Raw genomic sequence first — 22,746 nt, forward strand, 5'->3', positions numbered from 1 at the left:
TGATGTAGTCGCCGCCGGAACTAGTCACTCGAGTATCTTGCGAGTCAAGACCCCACCGTCGGAATCAGACGGTTGGGGGGGGGGGGTTAACAATTCCTGGCACTTCGAGATAGTTCCAAGCGATACAGTTACAACGCTAGCAATTCGTGAGCGATCCACCGGAAAACAGGAAGTCGATCAGCGATTGCAGATCAGAAATGTCCGTCGTGCCATCCTTGTCGATATCGTTCTCCACATCACAAATCGATATTGTCCCGTTAAGAAACAGGTAGTCGACTAAAGCGGACAGATCAGAGATATCGACAATGTCATCGGGATCGTCATCGATATTGCCTGTGGTCCCCACGCAGCAGGGGCCAACGCCCAGCACGAGCAGGCTATAGAAATCCGACACTATCACATTCTCGCCAACAAAAGCAACGTGATTAGCAAAGCCGTGGGTGTCGTATTGCCCGACCAGTTTAGGTGACGTCGGATTCGTTATGTCAAAGATGAGCAATCCGGACGGTGCCAGATCCTGCGGGGGGTATTCGTCGCCGACAAAGGCGTACTGACCCTGGACGCTCACTGAGGCAGCAGCGTTTGGTGTGTCATACCTCCCTACTATGACCGGGTTTGCAGGATTTGATATATCTGCTACCACCAAGCCCGCCGTAAAGGCCGCGACATATGCGTAGTTGCCCGCGATTTTCACGTCGAATCCGCCGGCATCACAGCTCCCGACCAGAGTCGGAGCACTTGGGGTGGAGATATCGACGACATACATTAGATATGGCTGATAAGTCACGACATAGGCAAGAGTCCCCAATACGGCCACCCCGAAAGCTTCACCGTCCGTATCGAATGACCCCACAAGTTGCAGCGCGAGTGGATTGGTGATATCTACTATCTGCAATCCCGCAGTTCCACATGTGACAAATGCCAGATTGCCGGATACGGCGACATCGCGCATGTAACCGGGCAGGATTATGTTGTCAAGTGCCACGGGAGAACCGGGATTGGTAATATCGATCACTCCCAAACCGTGGGTGCCGGCCAGATACGCATAGTTGCCGGCAACAGCGAGTCCATCTATCACCCATGACCATTTGCCGAAACCCACCGTCTGTGGCGCTGCAGGATTACTGTAATCCACCACTCCGTACTCGCCGGAGCGCCCGGCTACGTACGCATAGTTCCCCTGAGTTGCCAGATCCCAAGCGTGGGATACGATCGGCCATGTTCCCAGGGCAATGGGTGACGAAGGATCGATAACTTGGAGGATTTTCAATGCATCGTCATGTGCAACGTAGACGTATTCACCTGAGACTGCCACGGCATGCGTCCACGTACCTGAACCCATGGTGTATCCGCCCACCTTGACAAGCGCGGACGGATTACTGATATCGACAATGCTTAGCCCCTCATACCCATCAGCAATATACAAGTAGTTCCCTGTGACAGCCATTTCATGGCTGTTGCTGCCTGTGGAGAGCGTGTCGACCAAGACTGGCGCCGACGGGACGGCTACGTCGATTGCCCTTTTCGGTACTCCACCGGTAAAGACATAGTTGCCGGCTACCGCCACGGAACTGGACCATTGCATCCACATGGCGCCAACCTGGGCAGGTGATGCCGGGTTGGAGACATCAATTCCTATCAATCTGTTTTCCATTAGGGCCCAAACGAAATTTCCGGATACCTGCAGACCCATCACATAACTTGACTCCGCGACGGGAAAGTTCCCGACCAGCGAAGGGCTGAGCGGATTGCTGATGTCGACAATATCCATTCCGGCCGCCATCTCCGCAATAAAGGCGTACGGACCATTCACGACCACGTCGACTGAAGAACCTGCAGCATAGAAACTCCCCACCCGAACTGGAGCCGCAGGATTGGTGACATCGATAATCTGCAGTCCGCTGTCCGCGCTCGTAGCATATACATACATTCCGGATTTAGCGATCGACCTCCATGCTCCTTGCGGCAGCGGTAGTTGGGCGACAAGAACCGGCGCGGAAGGTGTGCTGACGTCAAATACGATCAAGCCGTTCCATACCGCACAATACAGGTAGTTGCCATCAGCAATCAAGTCATCCAATCCACTCCACAGGGTGCTCCCCAGGTAACTTACCTTAAGTTCAGTCTGCGTCGATGCGGCCGCCTGTACTGCCGGACCGGGCCTTGAGTTTAGATTCCGGGGGGCGATCTGTTTGGCACACTGGTAAGTCTGCGTCGCCTGAAGTATTGGGCCGTATTCCGCTCGGACCGTGCATACGGCGCCAATGGACAACACGGCGATAAAAAGCCGCGAACCATGCATCATAGCAAACTCCTTTCCGCCCTAATCTATGTTGTGCCAGGTCTGCTGACCGTGACGCGTCAGCGGTATTCTCAAGAGTCGCAATGCATCATGGATGTCCGGAAACAAGAACCCATTACGCACCGCGATTGTGAACGACGGATTGTCAGTATTAAGATAGGAATTGTACTCAATTATGCAAGGCGTTTTTTGGATAAATGTGTCCAGTAACGGCCGATCGAACGTCTTGCCCGCCAGTGTCAAGACTACTGCCTGATTCGGGAGAAGTTCGAATACGAGCAAAGTTCGTATAGCCGGACCGAACGATCGAAGACGCGACTTACGCCGGGTACTCCTTCATCATTCCCTTGATCAGCGCCATGTGCCCCTGTTCGAACTTCGACAGTTCTTCGTACATCTTTTTGCCTTCAGACGAGACCGAGCGTTTGGCTTCAAGCTTAAACAGCGCAAACGCCGCCTCCTCGAGCTGAAGCGCCAGCTCAAGGATGGCGCGGGCGGTTGTCGCCTGCTGCACCCGTGATACCAGATCGCGATGCTGCGCGCTCATCTCTTCGCCGATCTCCGGCAGCCCTGGGGATTTCAGGATGTCGGCGGTCGATATCCATTTCTCGCTGCGGATGAGAGAGTCGTGCTGGCGTTCCAGAACGTGGAAATGTTGTTTTTCTTCCATCGCCAGTTTCTGAAGCAGCTCTTTGAATGTGGCGGCCTGGCTCTTTTTGGCCGCTTCGATATAGAATACGTACGAGGCCACCTCAGACTGAATGCCGGCGTTGAGAGCCTCGAGGATCTGCGGATTGACGGGGGTCATATCATGTCACCTTCATCTGTTGTTGCGTTCGTGTCGCCTATCGATAAACTGCTCCAAGTTATGGTGCCTGAGGGATTTGTCAAGAAGACCTGGGCGGTTGACGATCGCCCAAAATCCTCTTGCGCTAACGGCATGCCGTTACGTACTTATTTGTCGAAAACATAGTTCCGTTGGGGGTGGCGTATAAAGAGCCGCCTGAGATCATACCCCCTTGACCTGATCCGGATAATACCGGCGTAGGGAAACGGAGATGTTCGAGCAACATCCCCCGAGTCCGCCAGAGCGTGGACAGACCTATCGACACAGGACGGAACCTTGCAACAACAGTACCCCTTCGTTATGCGCGAAGCGGTAGAACTGACAAGTCAGCGAGGTTACTGTCATGAAAGAACGCAACACCAATCAACAGTCCCACCATGAATGGTGGGACGAAGAGCGTCGGGTCACAACATCCGCCTGGCGGCGGAAGTCAGGACCCGACGCAACGGGGCAGGCGTCCCACCGCAAGCGGTGGGGTACCACATCGGAAGCCGCACTTCGACTCCGCTCAGCTCGACGCCATGCCGTTGAGCGGCAACAGGCCCACCATGAATGGCCTGTTGAAAAAGCCTCGAAGACCCCCCACCCCTGCCCCTCTCTCTCTGGGAGAGGGTGTCGCGAAGCGACGGGTGAGGGGACTTTCTCAACACGCCATGAATGGTGGGGCACCACCCCAGCGCGCCTCACACGCCTTGGCCTGTGGGGTAGTTGCGCACTTGTCCTTCTGGCGCTCTGTACGCCTTTGCCGCTGCTCGCTGCTGAGATCGCTGGGCGCGTGGTGGACAACGAGGGGCAGCCGCTGGTGGGGGTATCGGTGGTCTCCGACATCGGCGGACTGGGTACCCAGAGCGACAGTGCCGGGCGGTTCCATCTGGCAACATCGCAGGAGATCAAGCGCGTCACATTCTCCTGCGTCGGATACCAATCGCGCACGTTCAGCGCCGAAAGCGTTCCACCGACGGTAATGCTGTCAGCAGTGTTTATCCTCGGACAGGACATAATCGTCTCGGCCAACCGGGCGCAGAGTGGCGTGACACCGATTGCATTTGCCAATTTCTCGCAGCAGGAAATCAAGCGGGATTACACAGTGGGGGAATTTCCGCTTCTGCTGCAGAGCACGCCGAATCTGTATTCGTATTCCGACGGCGCCGGGGCGCTCGGGTACAGCTATATGTCGATCCGCGGGTTCGATGACAAGCGGATTCAGACTTATATCAACGGGGTGCCGCTGAATGACCCGGAGGACCAGGCGACGTACTTTGTCGACCTGCCAGATTTTGCATCGACCGTCACCGATATTCAGATCCAGCGCGGTGTCGGCAATGCATTGTACGGCGACGCGTCTTTCGGCGGTTCGGTCAATATCGCCACGAATGATTTGTCACGCGAGAGACAGGTAACTTTCTCATCGGGTTTCGGCCAATACACGGCGAACGACAAGGCTATCGGCAATCTGTCCAAACAGACGATTGAATATTCATCCGGCCTGATAGATGGCCGATGGCATTTTTCCGGGCGGTTCTCGCGGCAGAAGAGCGATGGCTACCGGTACAACAGCTGGTACAATGGCTGGGCCTACTACTATGCGGTTGCACGGCTCGATCCCAATATGACCACCGAGCTGTATGTCTACGGCGGGCCCATGAAAATGCACCTGTCGTATTGGGGCTCATCGCGCGAGGCAATCGAACAGGACCGTCGCTCCAATCCCCTCGGTTATGACAACGAAACGGACAACTTCAATCAGCCGCACTATCAACTGCACAATGCCTATCGGCTGAGCGACAAGGCCACGTTGTCCAACACACTCTACTATATTCGTGGTAGGGGATATTACGAACAATTAAAAGATGCCCAGGAGTACTGGCAGTACGATATCGACACCAGTTTAACCGACCGAGACAGTGCCGGCGCTCCGTTCGCCAGCGGCAATCTCGTGCGCCAGCAATGGGTGGCGAAGAATCAACTTGGATGGAACCCGCGACTGGATATCGACCACGCCAAAGGAAGTCACTCGCTGGGCGGTTCGTTCTATTATTTCGACTCCGAGCATTGGGGCCAGGTGGTTTGGGCACAACACGTGGGAGGTGCGCTCAATCCGGACCATCGCTATTACGAATATCACGGCAAAAAGTGGGTCGGCTCGCTGTTCGCACAGGAATACTACAAACTGACAGACCGGCTGAGCAGCCAGTTGACCGCGCAGCTTCGCTATCAGCGGTACAAGTTCAGCCAGGAGCGGATGGGGGCATTCAGAGGGTACCAGTACGACATCAACTGGTTCTTCTTCTCGCCGCGATTCGGGCTGAATTACCGGCTCACCAATGAAGCCAGCCTGTTCGCCAACGCGGCGGTTTCATCACGAACTCCCACCGATGCCGATATCTACGATGCCAACGACCCGACCATACTCCCCTCGCTCGAAATCAAGTCGGTCAGTCTGGCCGCGGGCGGCGATACCGCCTATGTGTTCGGTGATCCTACGGCAAAAAATGAGCGGCTGGTTAATTTCGAATTAGGCAGCGAGTTTACCAAATCGACGTATTCGTTCGGGTTGAATCTGTTCTGGATGGATTTCCGAAATGAGATTCTCCCGTACGGCGGCATCAATCCTAACACCGGTCTGCCGATTACCATCAACGCCGACCGCTCGGTGCATTCCGGTATCGAAATGACCGCCTCGGCCGCACTCACCAAAGGGTTCAGGGTGAGCGGCAATTTCGCGTACAACTACAACCGGGTCAGGAAATACAGCAAGGCATTCTATTATGACAGTGACTCGGTCGTGGTAAACTTCAAAGACCACAAGTTGTCCGGCTTCCCGGAGTACCTGGGGAATCTGCTGTTGGATTACGAGCGAAAGTGGTATCGAGTGACCTTCCGACACCGGTTTGTCGGACGGCAGTGGATGGAGCTCGCGAACATCAAGTCCCTGTCGATCGCGCCGTATAACACGGCATCGCTATCTGCGACCATCAACTGGCCGAACTTCGTGGATGCCGGCACACTCAGTTTCTCCGCCAGAGTCGACAACCTGTTTAATACCGATTATCTCGCGGCAGGTTATGGCGGCAACTACGCCTACGATGGCGGCACCGGACCCGTGGTCGATGGCTGGGCAGAGTATTTTGTTGGTCCGGAGCGGAGCTTCTATTTGCAGATACAGTTGGAGGCGTTCTGACCGATTGCGAGTCAGCCCGTTGCATCGAAGGTAAAATGCATGTAATTTGTCTTTGATCGCGTCTCAGTCGCGAGTCACCGGCGTATAAGAATGACTATGAGCGAGAATAACGGTTACGAGTATCTGCTTGGGGACGGCGCCGCGGAGTTAGAACGTCTCCAATTCCAGCACAGTGTCTGGGGACCGGTCACCGACCAGTTTTTCGACCGTATCGGTGTCGGGCACGGCTGGCGATGTCTCGATGTCGGAGCCGGGCCCGGGCTGGTCACGATGGACCTTCGCAGGCGCGTGGGGGGAAACGGCGAAGTGATCGCACTGGAACCATCATCATATTTTCGCGACTGGTTGAACGGCCAGATCGCCCAAGAGGGCTGGAAGAACGTCTCGCTCCAGTCGGGCACGTCGTACGAAGCCGCGCTGCCACATCACCATTTCGACTTAGTGTTCATTCGCTGGGTGATCGGTTTTGTGCCGTCGCCGGAGTCGTTTCTCAGCCCCCTCATAAGCGCGCTCAAGCCGGGTGGCATTATCGCCGTGCAGGATTATGTCCACGAGGGGTGCGCACTGTTTCCCGAGGGGTCGGCGTGGGACCGCTTCCCGGAATTGATGCGTCAGTGGTGGCGTTCCGGCGGCGGGGACCCGTATGTCGGCGCACGACTGCCGGCGGTGTTTCGAAGTATGGGTTTGCAAGTGATCGACTATACGCCCACTTCCCTTTCCGGCGGGCCGGACAGCCGTGTCATGGAGTGGATGGGTCGTTTCATGCACAGCCAGTTGCCCGTGATGGTGGAGCGCAAGCTGGCCACGCAGGAGGAATCCGATGCCATCCGTGCCGATTGGCAGGCACACCGCCGGAACCCGGACACGATCTTCTTCTCACCGTTTGTGATCGACGTGGCGGCGCAAACGAAACCATAAAAACGAAGAGGCACTCCGCAGGGAGTGCCTTGAAACTCGACAATAGCTGCGGTTGCTATTCTGTCGCCTCTTTGCCGGTATCAGCCAGTTCCTCGCGAATACGGGCCGACTTGCCGGTCAACTCACGCAGGTAATACAGTTTGGCACGGCGAACCTGGCCTGAGCGGACATGCTCGATCTTGGCCACGTTCGGCGAATGAAGCGGAAACACACGCTCCACGCCGATCCCCGAAGAGATTTTCCGCACTGTGAAAGTCGCGCCCGCGCCTGAGCCGCGGCGGCCGATCACCGTCCCCTGGAACACCTGGATTCGCTCCTTGTCCCCTTCTTTAATACGGACATGGACCTTAACCGTGTCCCCCGGGGTGAACGCCGGGATATGCTCTTTGAGAAAGCTCTTCTCTATCTGGTCTATCTGTTTCATCGATGTAACCTTTCTCTATATGTCGTTCTTCTTATCTTCAAGTTCATCTACCAACCGCAATTCCTCATCGCTCAATTCCGCCCTCGTGAGCAGCTCGGGGCGGTGGCGCAGGCATTTCTTGATCGCCTCCGTGCGACGGAATCTTTCTATCTGTGCATGGTGCCCGGACTGCAAAATCTCCGGCACATTCAGTCCCTCGTATTCGGCCGGTTTGGTGTAGCAGGGGGAGCCGAGCATCTGATTCATGTAAGAATCATTCAGCGCCGACTCAAAATTGCCGAGCACTTTCGGTATCAACCGCGCGATAGCGTCCACCATCACGGCCGCCGCCGGCTCGCCGCCGGTCAGCACGTAGTCGCCAATCGAGACCTCATCCATTTCATACAGCGCCGTCAGCCGCTCATCGACACCAAGATAGTGCCCGCAGATGATCGTCACTCGCTCGCACAGCGAGTATTTCACCGCCAAATCCTGGTTGAATTGCCGTCCCGCCGCCGAGGTGAGGATAAGCCGCTCTTTAGGCGATGGCGGCTCTCCGGCTCTCTGGTGGTGGTACCCGAGGCTCTGCAGACATCGGTCGAGTGGTTCGACTTTCATCACCATGCCGCCGCCGCCGCCGAACGGGGTGTCATCGACCGTGTGATGCTTATCCGTAGCAAACTCGCGCGGATTGACTATTGCGATGTCAAAGAGCCGTTTGTCGACTGCTTTCCCGATCAACGACTGCCGCAAAGACAGCGCGAAATAATCCGGAAACAGCGTGACAATTTCAAATTTCACCCGTCACCTCCGGTTTATGCCTGCTCGGCCAGACCGGTTGTGACCACCACAACTTTCCTGTTCTCTATATCCACACTACGGACAAACTGCTTGACCGCCGGGCAGAGCCACTCACGACCATCTTCAGCAGCGATGACGTACACATCGCTTGAGGGACACTCCTCGATCTGGGTTATCTCGCCCACGTAGTCACCGCTTTCATCCGCGTACACTTTGCATCCCACCAGTTCGAACACGAAAAACGTGTCCTCGGCCAGCTCCATCAACTGGCCGCGCGGCAACGCCAACTGTCGGTTGGTCAGCCGCGCCGCTTCTTCCGGTGTGTCGATTCCCGCCAGCTTCAGTACCGGCCGTCCCGAGACGATCCGCGCTGAAGCAATCGTCATTCTCTTCCATTCCCCTCGGAACTCAACGAACAGTTCCTTCAGTTCCAGAAACCGCTCCGGCGTGTCGCTGGTCGGCGTCACGTACAGTTCGCCGTGGACGCCGCGCGTTTTGCCCAGCGTGCCGATCGTGATCAGCGCGTCCGGGTCGGTCACTTATTCCAGAATCTCCAGCACGGCACGATGTCCCTTGCGCGCTGCTGCCGCCGCCAGGATCGTCCGGATCGCCTTGGCGGTCTGCCCACTTTTGCCGATCACTTTCCCCAGGTCCCCTTGCCCCACGCGCAGTTCGTACACGGTGGTCCTACTCCCCTGGACTTCTTCCACCAGAACCTCGTCAGGGTGCTCCACCAGTGCTCTCACGATGAACTCAATGAACTCCTTCATGGTGCCATTCCTTTCGAACAGTCAGATGCGGGTATCGAATCCATTCCCGGCGTAAACTCTGCTATCGAACCGGACCTCAGTGTAAGTCGGGTATTTGGCGGCGCCGCGTTATTTCGCTTCGGCGGCCGGCGCCTCGGCGGCGACACTCGCCTTCTTCATCTTCCGCGTCTTCTTCGGCCGTTCCTTGATCGTTCCCTTCACCGCGACCGTCGAGACATCCTCGCCTTTCTGCGCCTTCAGGTACTTGGTGGTGAACCCGATCTGCTTGAGCAGCGAGGCCACCGTGTCGCTCGGCTCCGCGCCCTGCGCCAGCCACTTGGTCATCTTGTCCTCGAACAAGTTGATCTCGGCCGGTTTCGGCAGCGGGTTGTAGGTGCCAAGAATCTCCAGAAAACGACCGTCACGTGCCCGACGTGAGTCGGCCGCAACTATCCGGTAATACGGACGTTTGGTCGTCCCTATCCGGCGCAGTCTAATGTGTACCGCCAATGGTGCACTCCTCCGTTTCTCACCCGATCCCCAACTGGGACCAGTTTTTTGCCATATTCTTCATCTTCTTATTGCTGCCCATTTGATGGAACATCTTCTGCATGGCGAAGAACTGATTGAGCAGTTGATTCACCGCCTGCACGCTGTTGCCGGAGCCGTTCGCGATCCGCTTCTTGCGGGAGCCGTCGATAAGCCGCGGGTTGCGTCGCTCCGCCACCGTCATCGATTTGATGATCGCGGTGGTCCGCTCAACTTCTTTCTCGTCGAACTTCATTCCCTTGAGCTGTTTGCCGACTCCCGGTATCATCCCAATGACCGACTCCAGCGGTCCCATCTTTTTCAATTGATTCATCTGCTCCAGGAAATCCTCGAAATCAAACTGCGCCTTGAGCAGCTTTTCCTGCATCTTCTGGGCCTTGTCCAGGTCCACTGTCTCTTGCGCCTTCTCGACCAGCGTGACAATGTCCCCCATGCCAAGTATGCGCGAAGCCAACCGGTCAGGGTGGAACGGCTCCAGGTCCGAGAGCTTCTCACCAATCGAGGCCAGCTTGATAGGACATCCGGTCACCTGACGGATGGAAAGCGCAGCGCCGCCGCGAGCGTCACCATCGAGCTTGGTCAACACGACGCCGGTGAGAGCGAGCCGCTTGTGGAACTGCTCCGCGACATTGACCGCATCCTGGCCGGTCATGGCGTCGCTGACAAGCAGAAGTTCGTCCGGCTTGACCAGCGACTTTATCTGCTCGAGTTCAACCATCAGGTCGTCGTCGATATGAAGGCGTCCGGCGGTATCCAGAATGACCAAGTCGACAAAGTTCTTCGAGGCATGCCGCACTGCTTCCTTGCAGATCTCCGGCGGCTTGGCGCCGTCGATATGGAAATGCTCGACCCCGATTGAATCCGCCAGCACCTTGAGCTGTTTGACTGCGGCCGGGCGGTAGATATCGGCGGCCACCAGAAGCGGCTTCTTGTTTTTCCGCTTGGTCATGAGCGCGATCTTACCCGCGAGCGTGGTCTTGCCGGACCCCTGCAGACCGCACAGCATATAGACAGTCGGCGCTTTGTCGATTGGCGCAAGCGGCGCGGTCTTGCCGCCAAGAAGCGAGACCAACTCGTCGTGCACTACCTTGATCACCATCTGGCCCGGCTCGATAGAGGTAAGCACCTCGGTGCCGACCGATTTCTCCTCGACCGCCTTCACGAAGTCGCGAGCGACCTTGTAATGGACATCCGCTTCCAGAAGAGCCTGGCGCACCTCGCGCATGGCGTCGCGGATGTTTTTCTCCGAGAGCTTGCCGGCTCCGCGGAGTTTCTTGAACACCGACTCTAATTTGTCAGACAGCGCTGTAAACATCGTTTCTTTATACCAACTCCGGTTATTGCGAAGGAGAGTCGCGTTCGAACGCGCGGCGCGCACGGGCGAATGCATCTGTCGACGGGATTGCAGGACAGACTACGGCCTTCGTACCGAAGCTTGTAAATATATCATTTCCATAGGAATAGGCAAGGGGAGAATGGTGATCGGGAGGGGTTCGGGACGCCGGCACGAGCGGTCATATTATGTTGTAAAGCAGGGGGTTAGAGAATGCGTAAGTTGGGGGGTCGGGCGCTCTTACGGTGTTCTGTAGCGCACCCAACGGGTGATGAATTTCGACTGACAGGAACTGTCACCCATCATCACTACTTTTCTTGCGTGAAACTGATCCACTACGACCACGATGGCCGGGCGCGCTTCGTTACGTTCGCCACGCGAGACTTCCTTCCAGTTCTCAGCAACCCCATCTTTCGTGACTTGGTAACGGAGTCCATGGTCGAAGTGTGCGCACAGTTCCGTGTGACGATACTGGCATATGTCATCATGCCGGAACACGTACATTTGGTGCTTGTGCCGCCAGTAGATGTCAGGTTGGGTAATGTAGTAGGAGAGATCAAACGGATTTCGGCCAAACGAATCCACAGCGCTCTTCCCAACAACTGCGACCTTCTCAGACGACTAGTTGCGGTTCGAGATGGGCAATGCAGATTTGCGTTGTGGCAGAAGCGATGCTATGATCATAACTGCAGGACCGAAGCAGAGGTGTGGCAGAAAGTGGAGTACTGCCATTTCAATCCTGTTCGACGGGGACTAGTGCGAGCTCCGCAGGATTGGAGGTGGTCGAGCTGCACGTGGTATGCGACTGACGAACGGGTAGGTGAAACTCGGAAATATAAGCCCGACAAATGAATTCCACACCCGTTGGGTGGGCTACGAGGCTGGATCAGCACCCGTACGAGCTCTATTTACAGCTCAACGAGATCAGCCACACCAAGACCAAAGCGCGACGGCCCCAGACCAACGGCATCTGTGAACGCTTCCACAAGACGATTCTCGATGAGTTCTACCGGGTGATCTTCAGAAAGAAACTGATTCGCACGGTTGAGGAGTTACAGCTTGATTTGGACGGCTGGATTGCGTATTACAACACTGAACGCACCCATCAGGGGAAACGGTGTCAAGGCCGCACGCCGATGGTGACCTTCATGGACGGTCTGGTACTGGCTCAGGATGCAGACTTGACGAAAGAAGAGAAACTGACAGCGTAACAGAAACTGCTCAGAGGTAAATGACTGTCAACTGAAGTATCGTTCAGTGCAAATTAGCTGATCAGGAAGTAGACTCACTGATTATAACTTCAAAACGAGCACAATCGCCTGATTTGTAGAAAGCCTCATTACACCCGAATCGAATTCGCCGGACTGAGCCGCTGATATGTATCTACGATATCTTGGCTGTTCAGGTGTGTGTACCCAGCAGTTACTACTGGAGATGCGTGACCCATAATTCTTTGCAGGAGTGCCGGTGAACCGCCGTGGCGGATAAACCAAGTAGCGGCCGAATGCCTCAGCAAATGCGGGTGCAGATGAATTCCAGCTCTCTTACCCATGCGGAATATTATGTGGCGTACGTTATCCTTGTCGAGCGCCTTGCCGTCGTGTGTGCAAAAGACGAGATCGCCGGGAAGTTCTTGCCGCCAGCGGTTCAGATAGAAATGCATGGTCTTGACCATCTTCGCGCCCATGGCGACTTGACGCCATTTCCTACCCTTGCCGTACACCTTGATGATACCACTCTTCAGGTCGACGTTGTCCATTGTCAGCGTGATAAGCTCATTCCGTCTGATCATCGTATCGAAGAAGAGCAGGAGCATGGTCACGTTCCGGAAGCCGATAAAGGAGTTCTTATTCACGGTCGAGATCACCTTTGAGATATCATCCTCGGAGACGACTTCCTTGAGCTTCTTTTCGATTTTGATGCGCTTAATCCGGTGCATCGGGTTCGGCTTCTTCCAGATACCTTCCTGCTCAAGGTAGTTCCAGAATCGCTGCATGGCCTGGATACGGCCGTTGACCGTGACGTCAGACAGCTTGCCGACGAGAGAGAAGATGTACTCCTGCAAGTGCTGTCGGGTGACATCTTCAATGTTAATCTCACGTTCCGTGAGGTAACCGACCAGGTAGCCGAGGCGCTCGGCGTAGCTGTTGACGGAGTTTTCCGTCAGGTTGTTGACCTTGCACCCGAAGATGAAGCTGTCGATGAGACTTTCCAGTCGTTCTTCCCCATGACCTTAGTATCGACTAAGGCGTAGAGTCCCTGAACATGCTTGAGATGGAACATTTCCCATACTCCCGAAATCCGAAGGTTTTTTCGTTTGCCCGGGAGAGGTTGGAAATGTCTAAGTGATTGATCGACAGGTTAGTATGGCGGGGGCGGGATTTGAACCCGCGACCTTCGGGTTATGAGCCCGACGAGCTACCAGACTGCTCCACCCCGCGATCATTATTTTCGGACCGGTGGAATGCTGTCGCCTTGGCGAGACAACTTTCCAGAGTCGCTGTATTCACTACAACTGGCGGACTGTTCCAATCAGCGCTGGAGACTGCCCACCCGCGATTTGGGGCCTCTATATACTGCACCACTCTTGGGCTGTCAAGTACCGTCGAGTTATATTTCACCAACTGTAATTCTTCACCCGGCGTGATTTGGACCCAGTCCGAGCCGTTCGGCCACGTCTTAGGCAGGCTTCTTTAAACTCCGCTTGGCCGGTCGCAAGAGCGACCACTTCAACAGCGGCGGGGTCACGAGTGTGGTGACAATCACCATGATTATTACCGCGGAATAGGTACCCGATGACACCATCGGCTCACCATCGAGTATCAATTTCGCGCCGATCCCGGCAAAGATCAGCCCAACCTCGCCTCGTGGGATCATGCCGAGTCCGATCGCCCAGCGATTGGTTATCCTGTCGAATATCGCCAGACCGCACACTTGCTTGCCGATCACCGCCGCGATCGTAAGCACGGCCGCGAATCCAAGTATGGTAACATCGGCAAACGTGGTCAGGTCAACCAATGCCCCCATGCGCACGAAAAAGACCGGAATCAGGAAAGTTCCTATAGGGGCGATCAACTCTTCCAGTTTGTGTTCGCCCCTGTCGGTGAACTCCTGATAATAGACCTTGTCCAGAATCAGACCGGCGGAGAAGGCTCCGACGATCGGCGCCAGTCCCACCTTGCCGGCGATGTAGGCCAGGCCGAAACAGACCAGCAGGCTGAACGACAGAAACACCCCTTTCCCTTTCAATCGCACGCCCAGCTTGAAATAGTGCGGCAGGACGAACGACCCGACCATAACCGCTCCGACAATAAACAGAGTCGCTTTGCCGATGATCCAGGCTATCATCAGCAGGCTCACGCCGTCGCCGGTCTGGTGCGCCGCCGCAGCGATTATTCCCGCCACCACCGCCAGGATCACAAGTCCCATGACATCATCGATCACCGCCGCACCAAGTATGATCTGCGCTTCGCGGGTTTTCGTCTTCCCCAAATCCTGCAATACGCGAGCCGTAATGCCGACCGAGGTAGCGGTCAGAGTCGCACCCAGGAAGATGTGAACGTATATCGATTCATGAGGCAGGAAGATCGCGCCGACTCCCCAACCCAGGAAAAACGGCGCGGTCACGCCAAAAAGCGCAACCAGAAACGATGACAGTCCGACTTTCATCATTTCTCCGACCGAAGACTCGAGACCGACCTCAAAGAGAAGTATCACGACGCCAAGCTCGGCCAGTATTTCCAGCGGCAAGCTTTCACGAAACCCGGCAAAAACATCGATTCCGACCAGATGAAGGTTACCAAGCAGCATCCCGAACACCAGTTCACCCAGGACTGGCGGCTGGCCGAACCGTTCGAACAGGTCTCCCCCCAGCTTGGCGGCCAGCAGGATGACAATCAATTCGAGCAGCACGCTGAGTACTTCGCTCTGGCCGCTGTCTGTGGCGCCGGAAGCGCCGAACGCCAACCCATGGATAGCGTATACTGCCAGTGCCGCGAAAATGAACGCGAACTGTCGAGGATGAAGAATCTTCATACCGTTCTCAAAACGCCTGTGAGTTCAAGAATTGCGCCAAAAGTAGCCTTAGCGCGCGCGGACATCAAGCGTTTTCGGCGGTATGCACCATAGCTACAGAAATCTTCCGATCTGACGACATAGTGAATATGAACTGACAGGGATGTCCTGTCGTCTCTCTGTTGCAGGAGAATGACTTAAGACTATGTTCATTATCATTGGGGCCATTGTCGTTCTGGGGGGTATTATCGGCGGCTTCACATGGGAGGGGGGACAGATACTGGCCCTCAATCAACCCGCCGAGCTCGTCATCATTGCCGGCGCTGCGCTTGGTTCACTCCTCATCGCCACGCCACTGTCGGTCATCAAGAACATTCTGAAACAGATCTCCGGCGTGTTCAGTGGGGGCCTGACCAAAAAGGATTACCTCGACCTGCTGGTCATGATGTACGAGATCTTCAACGTGGCGCGCCGCGATGGTCTGGTAGGCCTCGAAAATCACGTCGAGCACCCGCACGAGAGCGAGATATTCAAGCGGTACCCACACTTTCTGAAAAACCACCACGCCGTCGCCTTCTTTGCCGACACCATGCGTGTCATTATCTCTGGTTCAGTGCAGCCGCATGATCTGGAAGATCTGATGGAGGCCGACATCGAGACGCTTCACGAAGACGAATCGCGGGCACCTAAAGCGTTGTCCACGGTCGCCGATTCACTTCCGGGTCTGGGAATCGTGGCGGCGGTGCTGGGTGTGGTGATCACGATGGCGGCTCTCGATGGTCCGCCGTCGGAAATCGGCCACAAAGTCGCCGCGGCACTGGTGGGGACATTCCTCGGCATTCTGGGTTGCTACGGTTTTGTCGGACCGCTGGCCACGAGCATGAACCACCGAACGAGTGAGGACAAGCAGTATCTCACCTGCATGAAACACGCACTGCTGTCGTTTCATAAGGGAGTCGCGGGCGTGATTGCAGTCGAGTTCGCCCGCCGCTCGTTGTTTGCCGAGGTTCGCCCGGAATTTCTCGAGCTTGAAAAGGCCTGCAACGAGGCCAAGCGCCGGTAATCCCCGATGGCCGAAGAAACCACCCAGCCGATCATCATCCGTCGCAAAAAGGGAGGGCACGGCGATCACCACGGCGGTGCATGGAAAGTTGCGTTCGCCGATTTTATGACGGCGATGATGGCGTTCTTTCTGGTCATGTGGCTGGTGGGACAAAAGCAGGAAGTGAAAGAAGCGGTCGCCGGCTATTTTCGTGACCCCGGCAAATACCTTAAAGAGGGAAGCGCCGGGATGCTTCAGGGGACCTCCAGCGCCATTAGCGCCAGCGATCCGACGATCGGTCTTATCAATAACCCAATGAAAAAAGACAACTCGACTCCGCCGCCAAGTGAGACCGAGAAAGCGGCCCTGGCCGCGGTCGGTCAGAATATCATGCGGGAGCTTGAGAAAGAAGAGGCGTTCAGCCGCCTGAAGAAAAACGTCAAGATACAGATGACAGCCGAAGGACTGCGGATAATCTTGAACGAATCCGAGGATTCCCCGGCTTTCTTCGAGCCCGGCTCTGCCAAGCTTCTGCAGCAGAGCGCTATCATTCTGATCACCATAGCCAGGGAACTGGGCAGGCTTAGGAACCACCTGGTGATGGAAGGGCACACCGATGCCTCAGTCGGCGGCGAGCAGACTGTCTCCAACTGGGAGCTGTCGTCCGACCGGGCCAACTCCGCGCGCGAATTGATGGAGGTCTCCGGCTTGTACGATGGCCAAGTGCGGGAAATACGCGGCTATGCGGACAAGTTCCCGATGTTCGAATCAAACCCGGCCGACCCACGCAACCGCCGGGTGACAATCCTTGTCCTGTATGAATCGCGCGAACGCCAGTTCGACCAGCTTGAGCTCGGCGCCGAGTTTGTCCCGGAAAATAACGGGTAACCCGAGCCTGTTTTTCACTTTTCTCCTGCCTGCTCATTCCAGTATCCTACAGTCAGAATCAGCCACCAACGGAGAGCATCCGACTCCGTTCTCAAGAAGGGAAAGTGTTATGGTCAAGTATCGAAACATGTGGGCGCAGGTCGGACTGGTGATCATCACTCTGGGCATCTACACCATCTATTGGTACTATCAGACGGCCGTTGAACTCAAAGGTCTCGCCAAAGACGAACAAGCCAATCCGGCACTCTGGACGATCCTCTTGTTCATCCCATTCGGCGCCATCTACTCCCACTACAAGTATGGCGGGCTATACGAAATAGTAAGCCCAGACCATTTCAATCGATGGCTTCTGTTCGTGCTCTGGATTGTCTTTTCGCCGGCAGTCTGGTTTATCGTCCAGACAGAATTGAATCGTCGAGCCACCTACGGCCAGCCAGTCGCGGCGTCGGCCTGACGACAATCGTCGGACTCCCCAGCTCGCCTACTGCTTCTGAACGCGGAAATTGAGCGTCCCGGAGACGCGGCTGAGTACAACTCGGATGGTCCAGTTGCCAGACACTCCAAGCTGACTGAACTCATCGCCGCTGGCCTTCAACGGCGATGTGTACTTCTCGACCCCGTTCGCGTCGAGTAGCGTCACGGTGGCTGACCCTCCGGTGATAACCGAGGCATGATTCACCTTAGCGCTGTCCCCGCTGTTGGACCACGAATAGGTGAGCGTCGTGCTCACGTACTTAACCCCCGTCGCCTGAAACTGAAAGTTGTCCGCGATATTGGCGATCTCCGGCTGGAACGGAGCGAGTGAATTTTTGCTGCACGCCAGCCCCGCGATCAGCATAGCTGCTGCCAGCAGAGCCAAGAATGGATTTCGATACTTCGATCTGGTCATAAGTCTCCTTTGTCAGGACAGATGCTCCGAGCGGCAGACATTGTACAGCGGGCTGACAGCGCCTGCCTCGTAGTATTGTATGTCCGATGATGGAATTCCAGGGTCGTGACGAGACCCGCAAGTCACCAACCCAGGCAATATATCAGCTTCCAGGCCGTGTAACCGCCTTTATATCATCAAATTAGTGGCCAAGAAAAGGTATTGACAGCCATTCTCTGAGAAGTATATTGTTATCGTTAGCGGACTTCCGTCTTAAGGTTTCAATAGTTTTGGTTTTCTGAAATTCAGAGCAGTATCCCCAATCACCAGCATATCCACGAGTCTAATCATTTTGTTTTTGTGTATCTATAAGTCCGGCGAACTCTTGGTGAAAAGGTTTGCCTTAACCGTCAACGTATTCAGGAGGAGAGCATGAACATCTTCGTAGGGAACCTGTCCCGCGACGTCGAAGAGGACGAGCTGCGGCAGGCCTTCCAGGAGTTCGGCACCGTAACATCAGTCGCGATCATCAAAGATCGTCTCACCGGGAACCCCCGCGGCTTTGGCTTCGTCGAGATGTCCTCGAACGAAGAGGCCGAAGCGGCCATTGCCGGTCTCAACGGCCGGGAGCTTAAAGGGCGCAGTCTGAACGTCAATCAGGCCCGTCCGAAGAGCGACCGCCCGGGTGGCGGCGGTGGTGGCGGAGGTCGCTCCGGTGGCTTCCGCGGTGGTAGCCGTACCGGCGGGGGGGGCGGCGGCGGCCGTCGCGGCGGCGGCTGGTAAACAGCTAATTTAGCTTAGAGATTCACGGCAGGGACAGACCGGTCTCTGCCGTTGCTCTTGTTATGACGTTGTCATGCTTGACGTTACGCCAGGTACGAGTGTGGAAAGATACGGAACGGCAATCGAAGAGCAGTTTGGTGCATGTTGGAACCAAGTTGGCCGTGGGTTGTTTAATTGTCATTGGGGAGTAAACGAACAGATCCGGGCATTGGGTGAATAGTTGACGAAACAGAAAAAGCGGATATATTAAGTAATCTTATCCAGAGTTATTCTGCACCTAAGGAAGGAGCAACGCGTGAGAAAAGTTTTCGGAATTGGTGTGGCGTGTATGGCCGTTTTGGCTTTGGCAGCGATGCCAGCGTTTGCGGGCGGCGCAGAGTGCGCCAGCAAGGCCTCGGCTGATAAGGCGGCTTGCACTGCAGCTCACGGTACTGACGGCAAGATGATTTCGTCGGACGGCAAAGCCTGTCCGTCGATGGGCGCAACGAAGACAAGCGCCGATGCCAAGGCCTGCTGTGCCGCTCACGGCGGCAAGATGGCTTCCATGACCCCCGAAGAGTGCGCCAAGATGTGCGGCTACACCGGCGGTAAGTGCGAGATGGTCAGCATGTCCGTCAAAGGGATGACCTGCGGCGGCTGCGAGAGTTCGGTTACCGCGGCTCTGGAGAAAGTCCCGGGTGTGGTGAAGGTCGTCAGCATCAGCTACAAAGATGGCACCGCGATGGTGTGCGTTGACCCGGCCAAGTGCCAGAAAGACGGCTTGACCTCGGCTGTTTCCAACAAGGGCTATGAGGCTGCGATTATTCCAGCGGTTGCAACCACTGGCGCTGAAGGACATGGCAAAGTCTGCAGTCCGGAAGAGAAGGCTGCCTGCGCGGCTAAGGGCGCTAAGGCTGAGAAGACTACTCTCGAAGACTCCAAGTAATTCCTCTATCTGTGAGTCAAGGCGGGACCCGGTGCCCGCCTTTTTTTTGCCTGGCTGTTTGGTGTTGAGCGGCAAAACCTCATATATTCGCCTGATATTCATCGTTGAGGAGTGCACTGGTTGTCCGATTCAGATACTGTGATACATGCTCTTTCCTTAAAAGGCCGGCGGTCGAGATTGTTGAGCTTCGCTCGCAATGACTCTGGTGCCGTTGCAGAGCGGGGATCGAGATTGCTTCGTCACGCTCGGCGCGTGACTCGCAATGACTCCCACGGAAAATCATCACCGAATCCCGGAGCCAGTCATTGCGAGGCGCTTCGCCGAAGCAATCTCGTGCGGTTGGTCCCCCTGAATCCGAGATTGCTGCGCTTCGCTCGCAATGACGTGCCAGGTGTCGTGGGCCGGGTTCCGGAGTCCACCATAACGCGGACAGAGAAACCCGACAAGCATCGGCTCACGACCTTCCTCCTGAATATAGTTAGGAGTGCTGTCAGGCGTCCTCGCCTGACAGTTGTCCGAGTGCTCGGAGTGTCGGGCGAGGACGCCCGACACCACTACAACGGCCTGTGGTGCGCTACAATTGTTCTTCGCGCTCTCCTCGCTATCTGCTTGTTCATTATGGCTGCAGGCCTTCCGGCCAATGCCGCCAAATACGCGGGCGACCCTTTCTCTTTGGGCGTGGGTGCTCGTCCTCTGGCGCTCGGCGGAGCGGTTATTGCCGGGCCGTTCGATGCCACTGCCGCCTATTGGAATCCGGCAGGCATGAACCGCCTCGACGGCCGCTATCTGGTAGCAATGCATGCCGAGACATTCGGCTCGCTCCTGAATCACGACTACGTATCATACATCGACTCTCGGGAACGACCGAACTCGCTGATTCGCGCATTCGGTTTTTATGCCTACTATCTTGGCGGCGGGGGGATCAAGATCACCGAACTGAACCAATTCGACCGACCAGTGGTGCTTCGCGAGGAATCGCACGCCGATGTTCTGGTTGGCGCATCGGTCTCGGGACAGATTCGTTCCAAAGTCGATTTCGGTTTGACCGGTAAGATCATCTACCGGGATATTGGCACCGAGACGGGTATGGGACTGACACTCGATGCCGGCGTGCTCTACCCGGTGAAACCGTTCGCTCAAATCGGGCTGATGGTCACGGACATTACGAGCGGGTTCATTCGCTACTCCGGAAAGACGTTCGATGAGGGGAGCAATGCGGAATCGATCTATCCCACCGTGAAGCCGGGTCTCATGTTGTCTCGCCAGTACCGCGAGTTCACCGGTCGCTTCATGGTGAGCGGTGATATCAAGTTCGAAGGGCTCAAGTATGCGGCACAGTACTGGTCCGGTCCGGTGTCGCTCGACACGCATTACGGCTGGGAACTCGGATATCGCGAGATGCTGTTCGGTCGGGCGGGGTTCGATATTGGGCGGTTCACCGCCGGGGCTGGACTGGATATCCGGAATATAACGGTTGATTTCGCGTATCTGCATCAGGCGAATCTCGACGAAACGTTTCGGGTCAGCGCCGGGTACCGTTTCTGAATATGGACGGGACGACGTTCCTTGGTCTGGTGGCCGGTACGCTCACAACCGTTGCATTTTTCCCGCAGTTTCTCAAAGCCTGGCGCAGCAAGTCGACCAAAGACATTTCGCTTATCATGTACGTTGTGATCAGCACGGGCATATTGCTTTGGCTGGTGTACGGCGTTTTGATTCATTCTCTGCCTGTCATTGTCGCTAATGCGGTGACGATCGTTATCGCGCTGGCGATTCTGGTTCTGAAGATTCGATATAAGTAGGAGTGCCAGAGGGTCTTTCGCGCGAAATGGGTTCGTTTCGTCATTTTTTATTTCGCCAAATGTCGTTGTCGCGCCTGCAAGGTGAAGTACGCCAACGCGTAACGAGAACGGAGCGGTACGCTCGCGGCGTGACACCATGCGTGAATGTTGATGGCCGATATAGGGTTGCGGCGCAAGTGCTGGTGTGAAACTGGGGACGAGGGCGGTGATGCAAGTCATGGCTTGAACTCCTATATGTAGCGGGAGGAGATCGTGAACAGCGGGGAATTGGTTGGAAAATTGGAGGGTGAGTGGGGAGCGTATGTTCAAGTGCCGTTTCTGTTGTCGTGACGGCGCCACGTGATCGAAGGTGGAAACGGAGTAGCTGGGGACTCAGACGTTGTCTGGGCTACGGTTGCTTGCGAATCGGTTTGTGTCACGCCACAAATAAACGCGGAACCAGGACAGGTTTGGCGCTTCGGCAACGGGCAAGTAGTTAGAAACCTGCCGCGGAGCGGTGGGGCACCCCGCGATTGCATCCGATCCATACCCGCTCATGGCGTATTCCGACGTCGACGGCGATCTTGTCCCGGACAATGTTGACAATTGTCCGAGTGTGTCCAATCCCGGGCAACTGGATGCCGATTTCGACGGTCGCGGCGACGCCTGCTGCTGCCTCGGAACGACCGGTAATGTCGACGGCGACCCCGGTGACGTCATTGACATTTCTGATCTCTCGGCAATGGTGGACTATCTGTTTTTTGGTGGGGGCATTTCGAATTGCTTTGAGGAAAATGACGCGGACCGTTCCCTCGCGGTGGACATATCGGACCTTCAGTTGTTGATCGACTTTTTGTTTTTCGGGGCGGCGCTGCCGAGCTGTCCGTGAGTTAGAACAGGCATGACGATGTCGGGTTTCTTGGTCGAACCTCGGAACCACGACCTTGTATGCTTCATCCGGTCTTGATTAAACTGAGAGCGGACCGGAATGACAAAGGCGATGTCGGGTCACACCGAATGTCTGGCGACAATCGGCATGCCCTGACACAACAGTGCCCCCCCCTTGCATTTCCCCCACCACTTCCATGCTGATTGTAGCTCCGACCCGTATGTAGGAGCATGAGATTTGTCAATGCTCAGGAGATGTCGCGCCATGGTGTTTTCGCCGCAACTGTATATCAGCAATCGACATTCACGAACGGTGTCGCACGGTGACCGCACCGCTTCGTCCTCGCTACTACTTGGCGGACTTCACGTTGCGGCTGCGAAAACGACATGTCGCGAAATAAAAAATGACGAAACGAACCCAACCTGTTCGTTGCCCTGCAATACGTTAGTATTTTTGACTGGTGTTCACGTGAT

23 protein-coding genes, 1 tRNA gene, 1 pseudogene and 1 riboswitch are annotated in these 22,746 nt (G+C 55.8%); of the genes and pseudogenes, 13 read left to right on the forward strand and 12 right to left on the reverse strand.

Features of this window, described 5'->3' with window-relative positions:
* Positions 1–136 precede the first annotated feature (136 nt).
* Both AB1644_01235 and AB1644_01240 read right to left on the reverse strand, forming a co-directional pair.
* Entirely contained in the window at positions 137–2,305 is a 2,169-nt protein-coding gene (locus AB1644_01235; GenBank protein MEW6049677.1) for a hypothetical protein, read from the reverse strand.
* Between the two features lie 316 nt (positions 2,306–2,621).
* On the reverse strand, positions 2,622–3,110 hold the full coding sequence (locus tag AB1644_01240) for a hypothetical protein (GenBank protein ID MEW6049678.1): 489 nt from the start codon (positions 3,108–3,110) through the stop codon (positions 2,622–2,624).
* A 162-nt stretch (positions 3,111–3,272) separates the two neighbouring features.
* Positions 3,273–3,370: riboswitch (TPP riboswitch) on the forward strand.
* Positions 3,371–3,891: 521 nt separating this feature from the next.
* Between AB1644_01240 and AB1644_01245 the strand changes: the two genes are divergently transcribed.
* Both AB1644_01245 and AB1644_01250 read left to right on the forward strand, forming a co-directional pair.
* Positions 3,892–6,330, forward strand: a complete 2,439-nt coding sequence (locus AB1644_01245) for a TonB-dependent receptor (GenBank protein MEW6049679.1) — start codon at positions 3,892–3,894, stop codon at positions 6,328–6,330.
* Positions 6,331–6,426: 96 nt separating this feature from the next.
* Positions 6,427–7,248, forward strand: coding sequence for a methyltransferase domain-containing protein (locus tag AB1644_01250; GenBank protein MEW6049680.1), 822 nt, complete (start codon positions 6,427–6,429; stop codon positions 7,246–7,248).
* A gap of 55 nt (positions 7,249–7,303) precedes the next feature.
* On the opposite strand, the gene rplS is transcribed toward AB1644_01250, so the two are convergent.
* From rplS to ffh, 6 genes are all read right to left on the reverse strand, one after another.
* On the reverse strand, positions 7,304–7,672 hold the full coding sequence (gene rplS, locus AB1644_01255; protein ID MEW6049681.1) for a 50S ribosomal protein L19: 369 nt from the start codon (positions 7,670–7,672) through the stop codon (positions 7,304–7,306).
* Between the two features lie 15 nt (positions 7,673–7,687).
* The gene (gene trmD, locus AB1644_01260) at positions 7,688–8,452 is read right to left on the reverse strand and encodes a tRNA (guanosine(37)-N1)-methyltransferase TrmD (GenBank protein MEW6049682.1); all 765 of its coding nucleotides are present in this window, start codon (positions 8,450–8,452) and stop codon (positions 7,688–7,690) included.
* 14 nt (positions 8,453–8,466) lie between these two features.
* A complete protein-coding gene (rimM, locus tag AB1644_01265) occupies positions 8,467–8,991 on the reverse strand; it encodes a ribosome maturation factor RimM (GenBank protein ID MEW6049683.1) in 525 nt (174 codons plus the stop codon).
* Positions 8,992–9,222, reverse strand: a complete 231-nt coding sequence (locus tag AB1644_01270; GenBank protein MEW6049684.1) for a KH domain-containing protein — start codon at positions 9,220–9,222, stop codon at positions 8,992–8,994. It lies immediately after the preceding gene.
* Positions 9,223–9,330: 108 nt separating this feature from the next.
* Positions 9,331–9,711, reverse strand: a complete 381-nt coding sequence (gene rpsP / locus AB1644_01275) for a 30S ribosomal protein S16 (protein MEW6049685.1) — start codon at positions 9,709–9,711, stop codon at positions 9,331–9,333.
* Positions 9,712–9,730: 19 nt separating this feature from the next.
* On the reverse strand, positions 9,731–11,065 hold the full coding sequence (gene ffh / locus AB1644_01280) for a signal recognition particle protein (GenBank protein MEW6049686.1): 1,335 nt from the start codon (positions 11,063–11,065) through the stop codon (positions 9,731–9,733).
* 231 nt (positions 11,066–11,296) lie between these two features.
* Between ffh and AB1644_01285 the strand changes: the two genes are divergently transcribed.
* Together AB1644_01285 and AB1644_01290 are read left to right on the forward strand one after the other, a co-directional pair.
* A complete protein-coding gene (locus AB1644_01285) occupies positions 11,297–11,935 on the forward strand; it encodes a transposase (protein ID MEW6049687.1) in 639 nt (212 codons plus the stop codon).
* A 26-nt stretch (positions 11,936–11,961) separates the two neighbouring features.
* A pseudogene (locus AB1644_01290) lies at positions 11,962–12,294 on the forward strand (integrase core domain-containing protein).
* A 128-nt stretch (positions 12,295–12,422) separates the two neighbouring features.
* On the opposite strand, the gene AB1644_01295 reads toward AB1644_01290, so the two are convergent.
* Positions 12,423–13,205: a tyrosine-type recombinase/integrase gene (locus AB1644_01295; protein ID MEW6049688.1), complete on the reverse strand. Its 783-nt coding sequence runs from the start codon at positions 13,203–13,205 to the stop codon at positions 12,423–12,425.
* On the opposite strand from AB1644_01295, the gene AB1644_01300 reads away from it, so the two are divergent.
* On the forward strand, positions 13,149–13,337 hold the full coding sequence (locus tag AB1644_01300; protein ID MEW6049689.1) for a hypothetical protein: 189 nt from the start codon (positions 13,149–13,151) through the stop codon (positions 13,335–13,337). The genes AB1644_01295 and AB1644_01300 overlap by 57 nt on opposite strands.
* A gap of 113 nt (positions 13,338–13,450) precedes the next feature.
* Here the strand turns inward: AB1644_01300 and AB1644_01305 are convergent.
* Positions 13,451–13,524 (reverse strand) — tRNA-Met (locus AB1644_01305).
* 238 nt (positions 13,525–13,762) lie between these two features.
* A complete protein-coding gene (locus AB1644_01310) occupies positions 13,763–15,118 on the reverse strand; it encodes a cation:proton antiporter (GenBank protein ID MEW6049690.1) in 1,356 nt (451 codons plus the stop codon).
* A gap of 184 nt (positions 15,119–15,302) precedes the next feature.
* Between AB1644_01310 and motA the strand changes: the two genes are divergently transcribed.
* The 3 genes from motA to AB1644_01325 all read left to right on the forward strand — a co-directional run bounded on the left by motA (position 15,303) and on the right by AB1644_01325 (position 17,481).
* On the forward strand, positions 15,303–16,160 hold the full coding sequence (gene motA / locus AB1644_01315; GenBank protein MEW6049691.1) for a flagellar motor stator protein MotA: 858 nt from the start codon (positions 15,303–15,305) through the stop codon (positions 16,158–16,160).
* A 6-nt stretch (positions 16,161–16,166) separates the two neighbouring features.
* Entirely contained in the window at positions 16,167–17,027 is an 861-nt protein-coding gene (locus tag AB1644_01320) for a flagellar motor protein MotB (GenBank protein MEW6049692.1), read from the forward strand.
* 109 nt (positions 17,028–17,136) lie between these two features.
* Positions 17,137–17,481, forward strand: coding sequence for a DUF4234 domain-containing protein (locus AB1644_01325; protein ID MEW6049693.1), 345 nt, complete (start codon positions 17,137–17,139; stop codon positions 17,479–17,481).
* 27 nt (positions 17,482–17,508) lie between these two features.
* On the opposite strand, the gene AB1644_01330 is transcribed toward AB1644_01325, so the two are convergent.
* On the reverse strand, positions 17,509–17,916 hold the full coding sequence (locus AB1644_01330; protein ID MEW6049694.1) for a hypothetical protein: 408 nt from the start codon (positions 17,914–17,916) through the stop codon (positions 17,509–17,511).
* Positions 17,917–18,327: 411 nt separating this feature from the next.
* On the opposite strand from AB1644_01330, the gene AB1644_01335 reads away from it, so the two are divergent.
* The 5 genes from AB1644_01335 to AB1644_01355 all read left to right on the forward strand — a co-directional run bounded on the left by AB1644_01335 (position 18,328) and on the right by AB1644_01355 (position 22,273).
* Positions 18,328–18,678, forward strand: coding sequence for an RNA-binding protein (locus AB1644_01335; GenBank protein ID MEW6049695.1), 351 nt, complete (start codon positions 18,328–18,330; stop codon positions 18,676–18,678).
* A 295-nt stretch (positions 18,679–18,973) separates the two neighbouring features.
* Positions 18,974–19,603, forward strand: coding sequence for a cation transporter (locus AB1644_01340; protein ID MEW6049696.1), 630 nt, complete (start codon positions 18,974–18,976; stop codon positions 19,601–19,603).
* A 618-nt stretch (positions 19,604–20,221) separates the two neighbouring features.
* Positions 20,222–21,148: a hypothetical protein gene (locus AB1644_01345; protein ID MEW6049697.1), complete on the forward strand. Its 927-nt coding sequence runs from the start codon at positions 20,222–20,224 to the stop codon at positions 21,146–21,148.
* A gap of 2 nt (positions 21,149–21,150) precedes the next feature.
* Positions 21,151–21,405, forward strand: coding sequence for a SemiSWEET transporter (locus AB1644_01350; GenBank protein ID MEW6049698.1), 255 nt, complete (start codon positions 21,151–21,153; stop codon positions 21,403–21,405).
* A gap of 535 nt (positions 21,406–21,940) precedes the next feature.
* Positions 21,941–22,273, forward strand: a complete 333-nt coding sequence (locus AB1644_01355) for a thrombospondin type 3 repeat-containing protein (GenBank protein MEW6049699.1) — start codon at positions 21,941–21,943, stop codon at positions 22,271–22,273.
* Positions 22,274–22,746: the final 473 nt, after the last annotated feature.

The sequence above is a fragment of the Candidatus Zixiibacteriota bacterium genome (assembly GCA_040753875.1).
Lineage (GTDB): Bacteria > Zixibacteria > MSB-5A5 > GN15 > FEB-12 > DATKJY01.

Excerpts from the sequence above, each read along its gene's own strand:
- AB1644_01320 (MEW6049692.1), top strand. The coding sequence starts at position 16,167 with ATGGCCGAAGAAACCACCCAGCCGATCATCATCCGTCGCAAAAAGGGA.
- AB1644_01250 (MEW6049680.1), top strand. The coding sequence starts at position 6,427 with ATGAGCGAGAATAACGGTTACGAGTATCTGCTTGGGGACGGCGCCGCG.
- AB1644_01345 (MEW6049697.1), top strand. The coding sequence starts at position 20,222 with ATGGCTGCAGGCCTTCCGGCCAATGCCGCCAAATACGCGGGCGACCCT.
- AB1644_01235 (MEW6049677.1), bottom strand. The coding sequence starts at position 2,305 with ATGATGCATGGTTCGCGGCTTTTTATCGCCGTGTTGTCCATTGGCGCC.
- AB1644_01310 (MEW6049690.1), bottom strand. The coding sequence starts at position 15,118 with ATGAAGATTCTTCATCCTCGACAGTTCGCGTTCATTTTCGCGGCACTG.
- ffh (MEW6049686.1), bottom strand. The coding sequence starts at position 11,065 with ATGTTTACAGCGCTGTCTGACAAATTAGAGTCGGTGTTCAAGAAACTC.
- AB1644_01325 (MEW6049693.1), top strand. The coding sequence starts at position 17,137 with ATGGTCAAGTATCGAAACATGTGGGCGCAGGTCGGACTGGTGATCATC.
- rplS (MEW6049681.1), bottom strand. The coding sequence starts at position 7,672 with ATGAAACAGATAGACCAGATAGAGAAGAGCTTTCTCAAAGAGCATATC.
- AB1644_01330 (MEW6049694.1), bottom strand. The coding sequence starts at position 17,916 with ATGACCAGATCGAAGTATCGAAATCCATTCTTGGCTCTGCTGGCAGCA.
- AB1644_01240 (MEW6049678.1), bottom strand. The coding sequence starts at position 3,110 with ATGACCCCCGTCAATCCGCAGATCCTCGAGGCTCTCAACGCCGGCATT.
- AB1644_01285 (MEW6049687.1), top strand. The coding sequence starts at position 11,297 with ATGCGTAAGTTGGGGGGTCGGGCGCTCTTACGGTGTTCTGTAGCGCAC.
- motA (MEW6049691.1), top strand. The coding sequence starts at position 15,303 with ATGTTCATTATCATTGGGGCCATTGTCGTTCTGGGGGGTATTATCGGC.
- AB1644_01355 (MEW6049699.1), top strand. The coding sequence starts at position 21,941 with ATGGCGTATTCCGACGTCGACGGCGATCTTGTCCCGGACAATGTTGAC.
- AB1644_01350 (MEW6049698.1), top strand. The coding sequence starts at position 21,151 with ATGGACGGGACGACGTTCCTTGGTCTGGTGGCCGGTACGCTCACAACC.
- AB1644_01270 (MEW6049684.1), bottom strand. The coding sequence starts at position 9,222 with ATGAAGGAGTTCATTGAGTTCATCGTGAGAGCACTGGTGGAGCACCCT.
- AB1644_01335 (MEW6049695.1), top strand. The coding sequence starts at position 18,328 with ATGAACATCTTCGTAGGGAACCTGTCCCGCGACGTCGAAGAGGACGAG.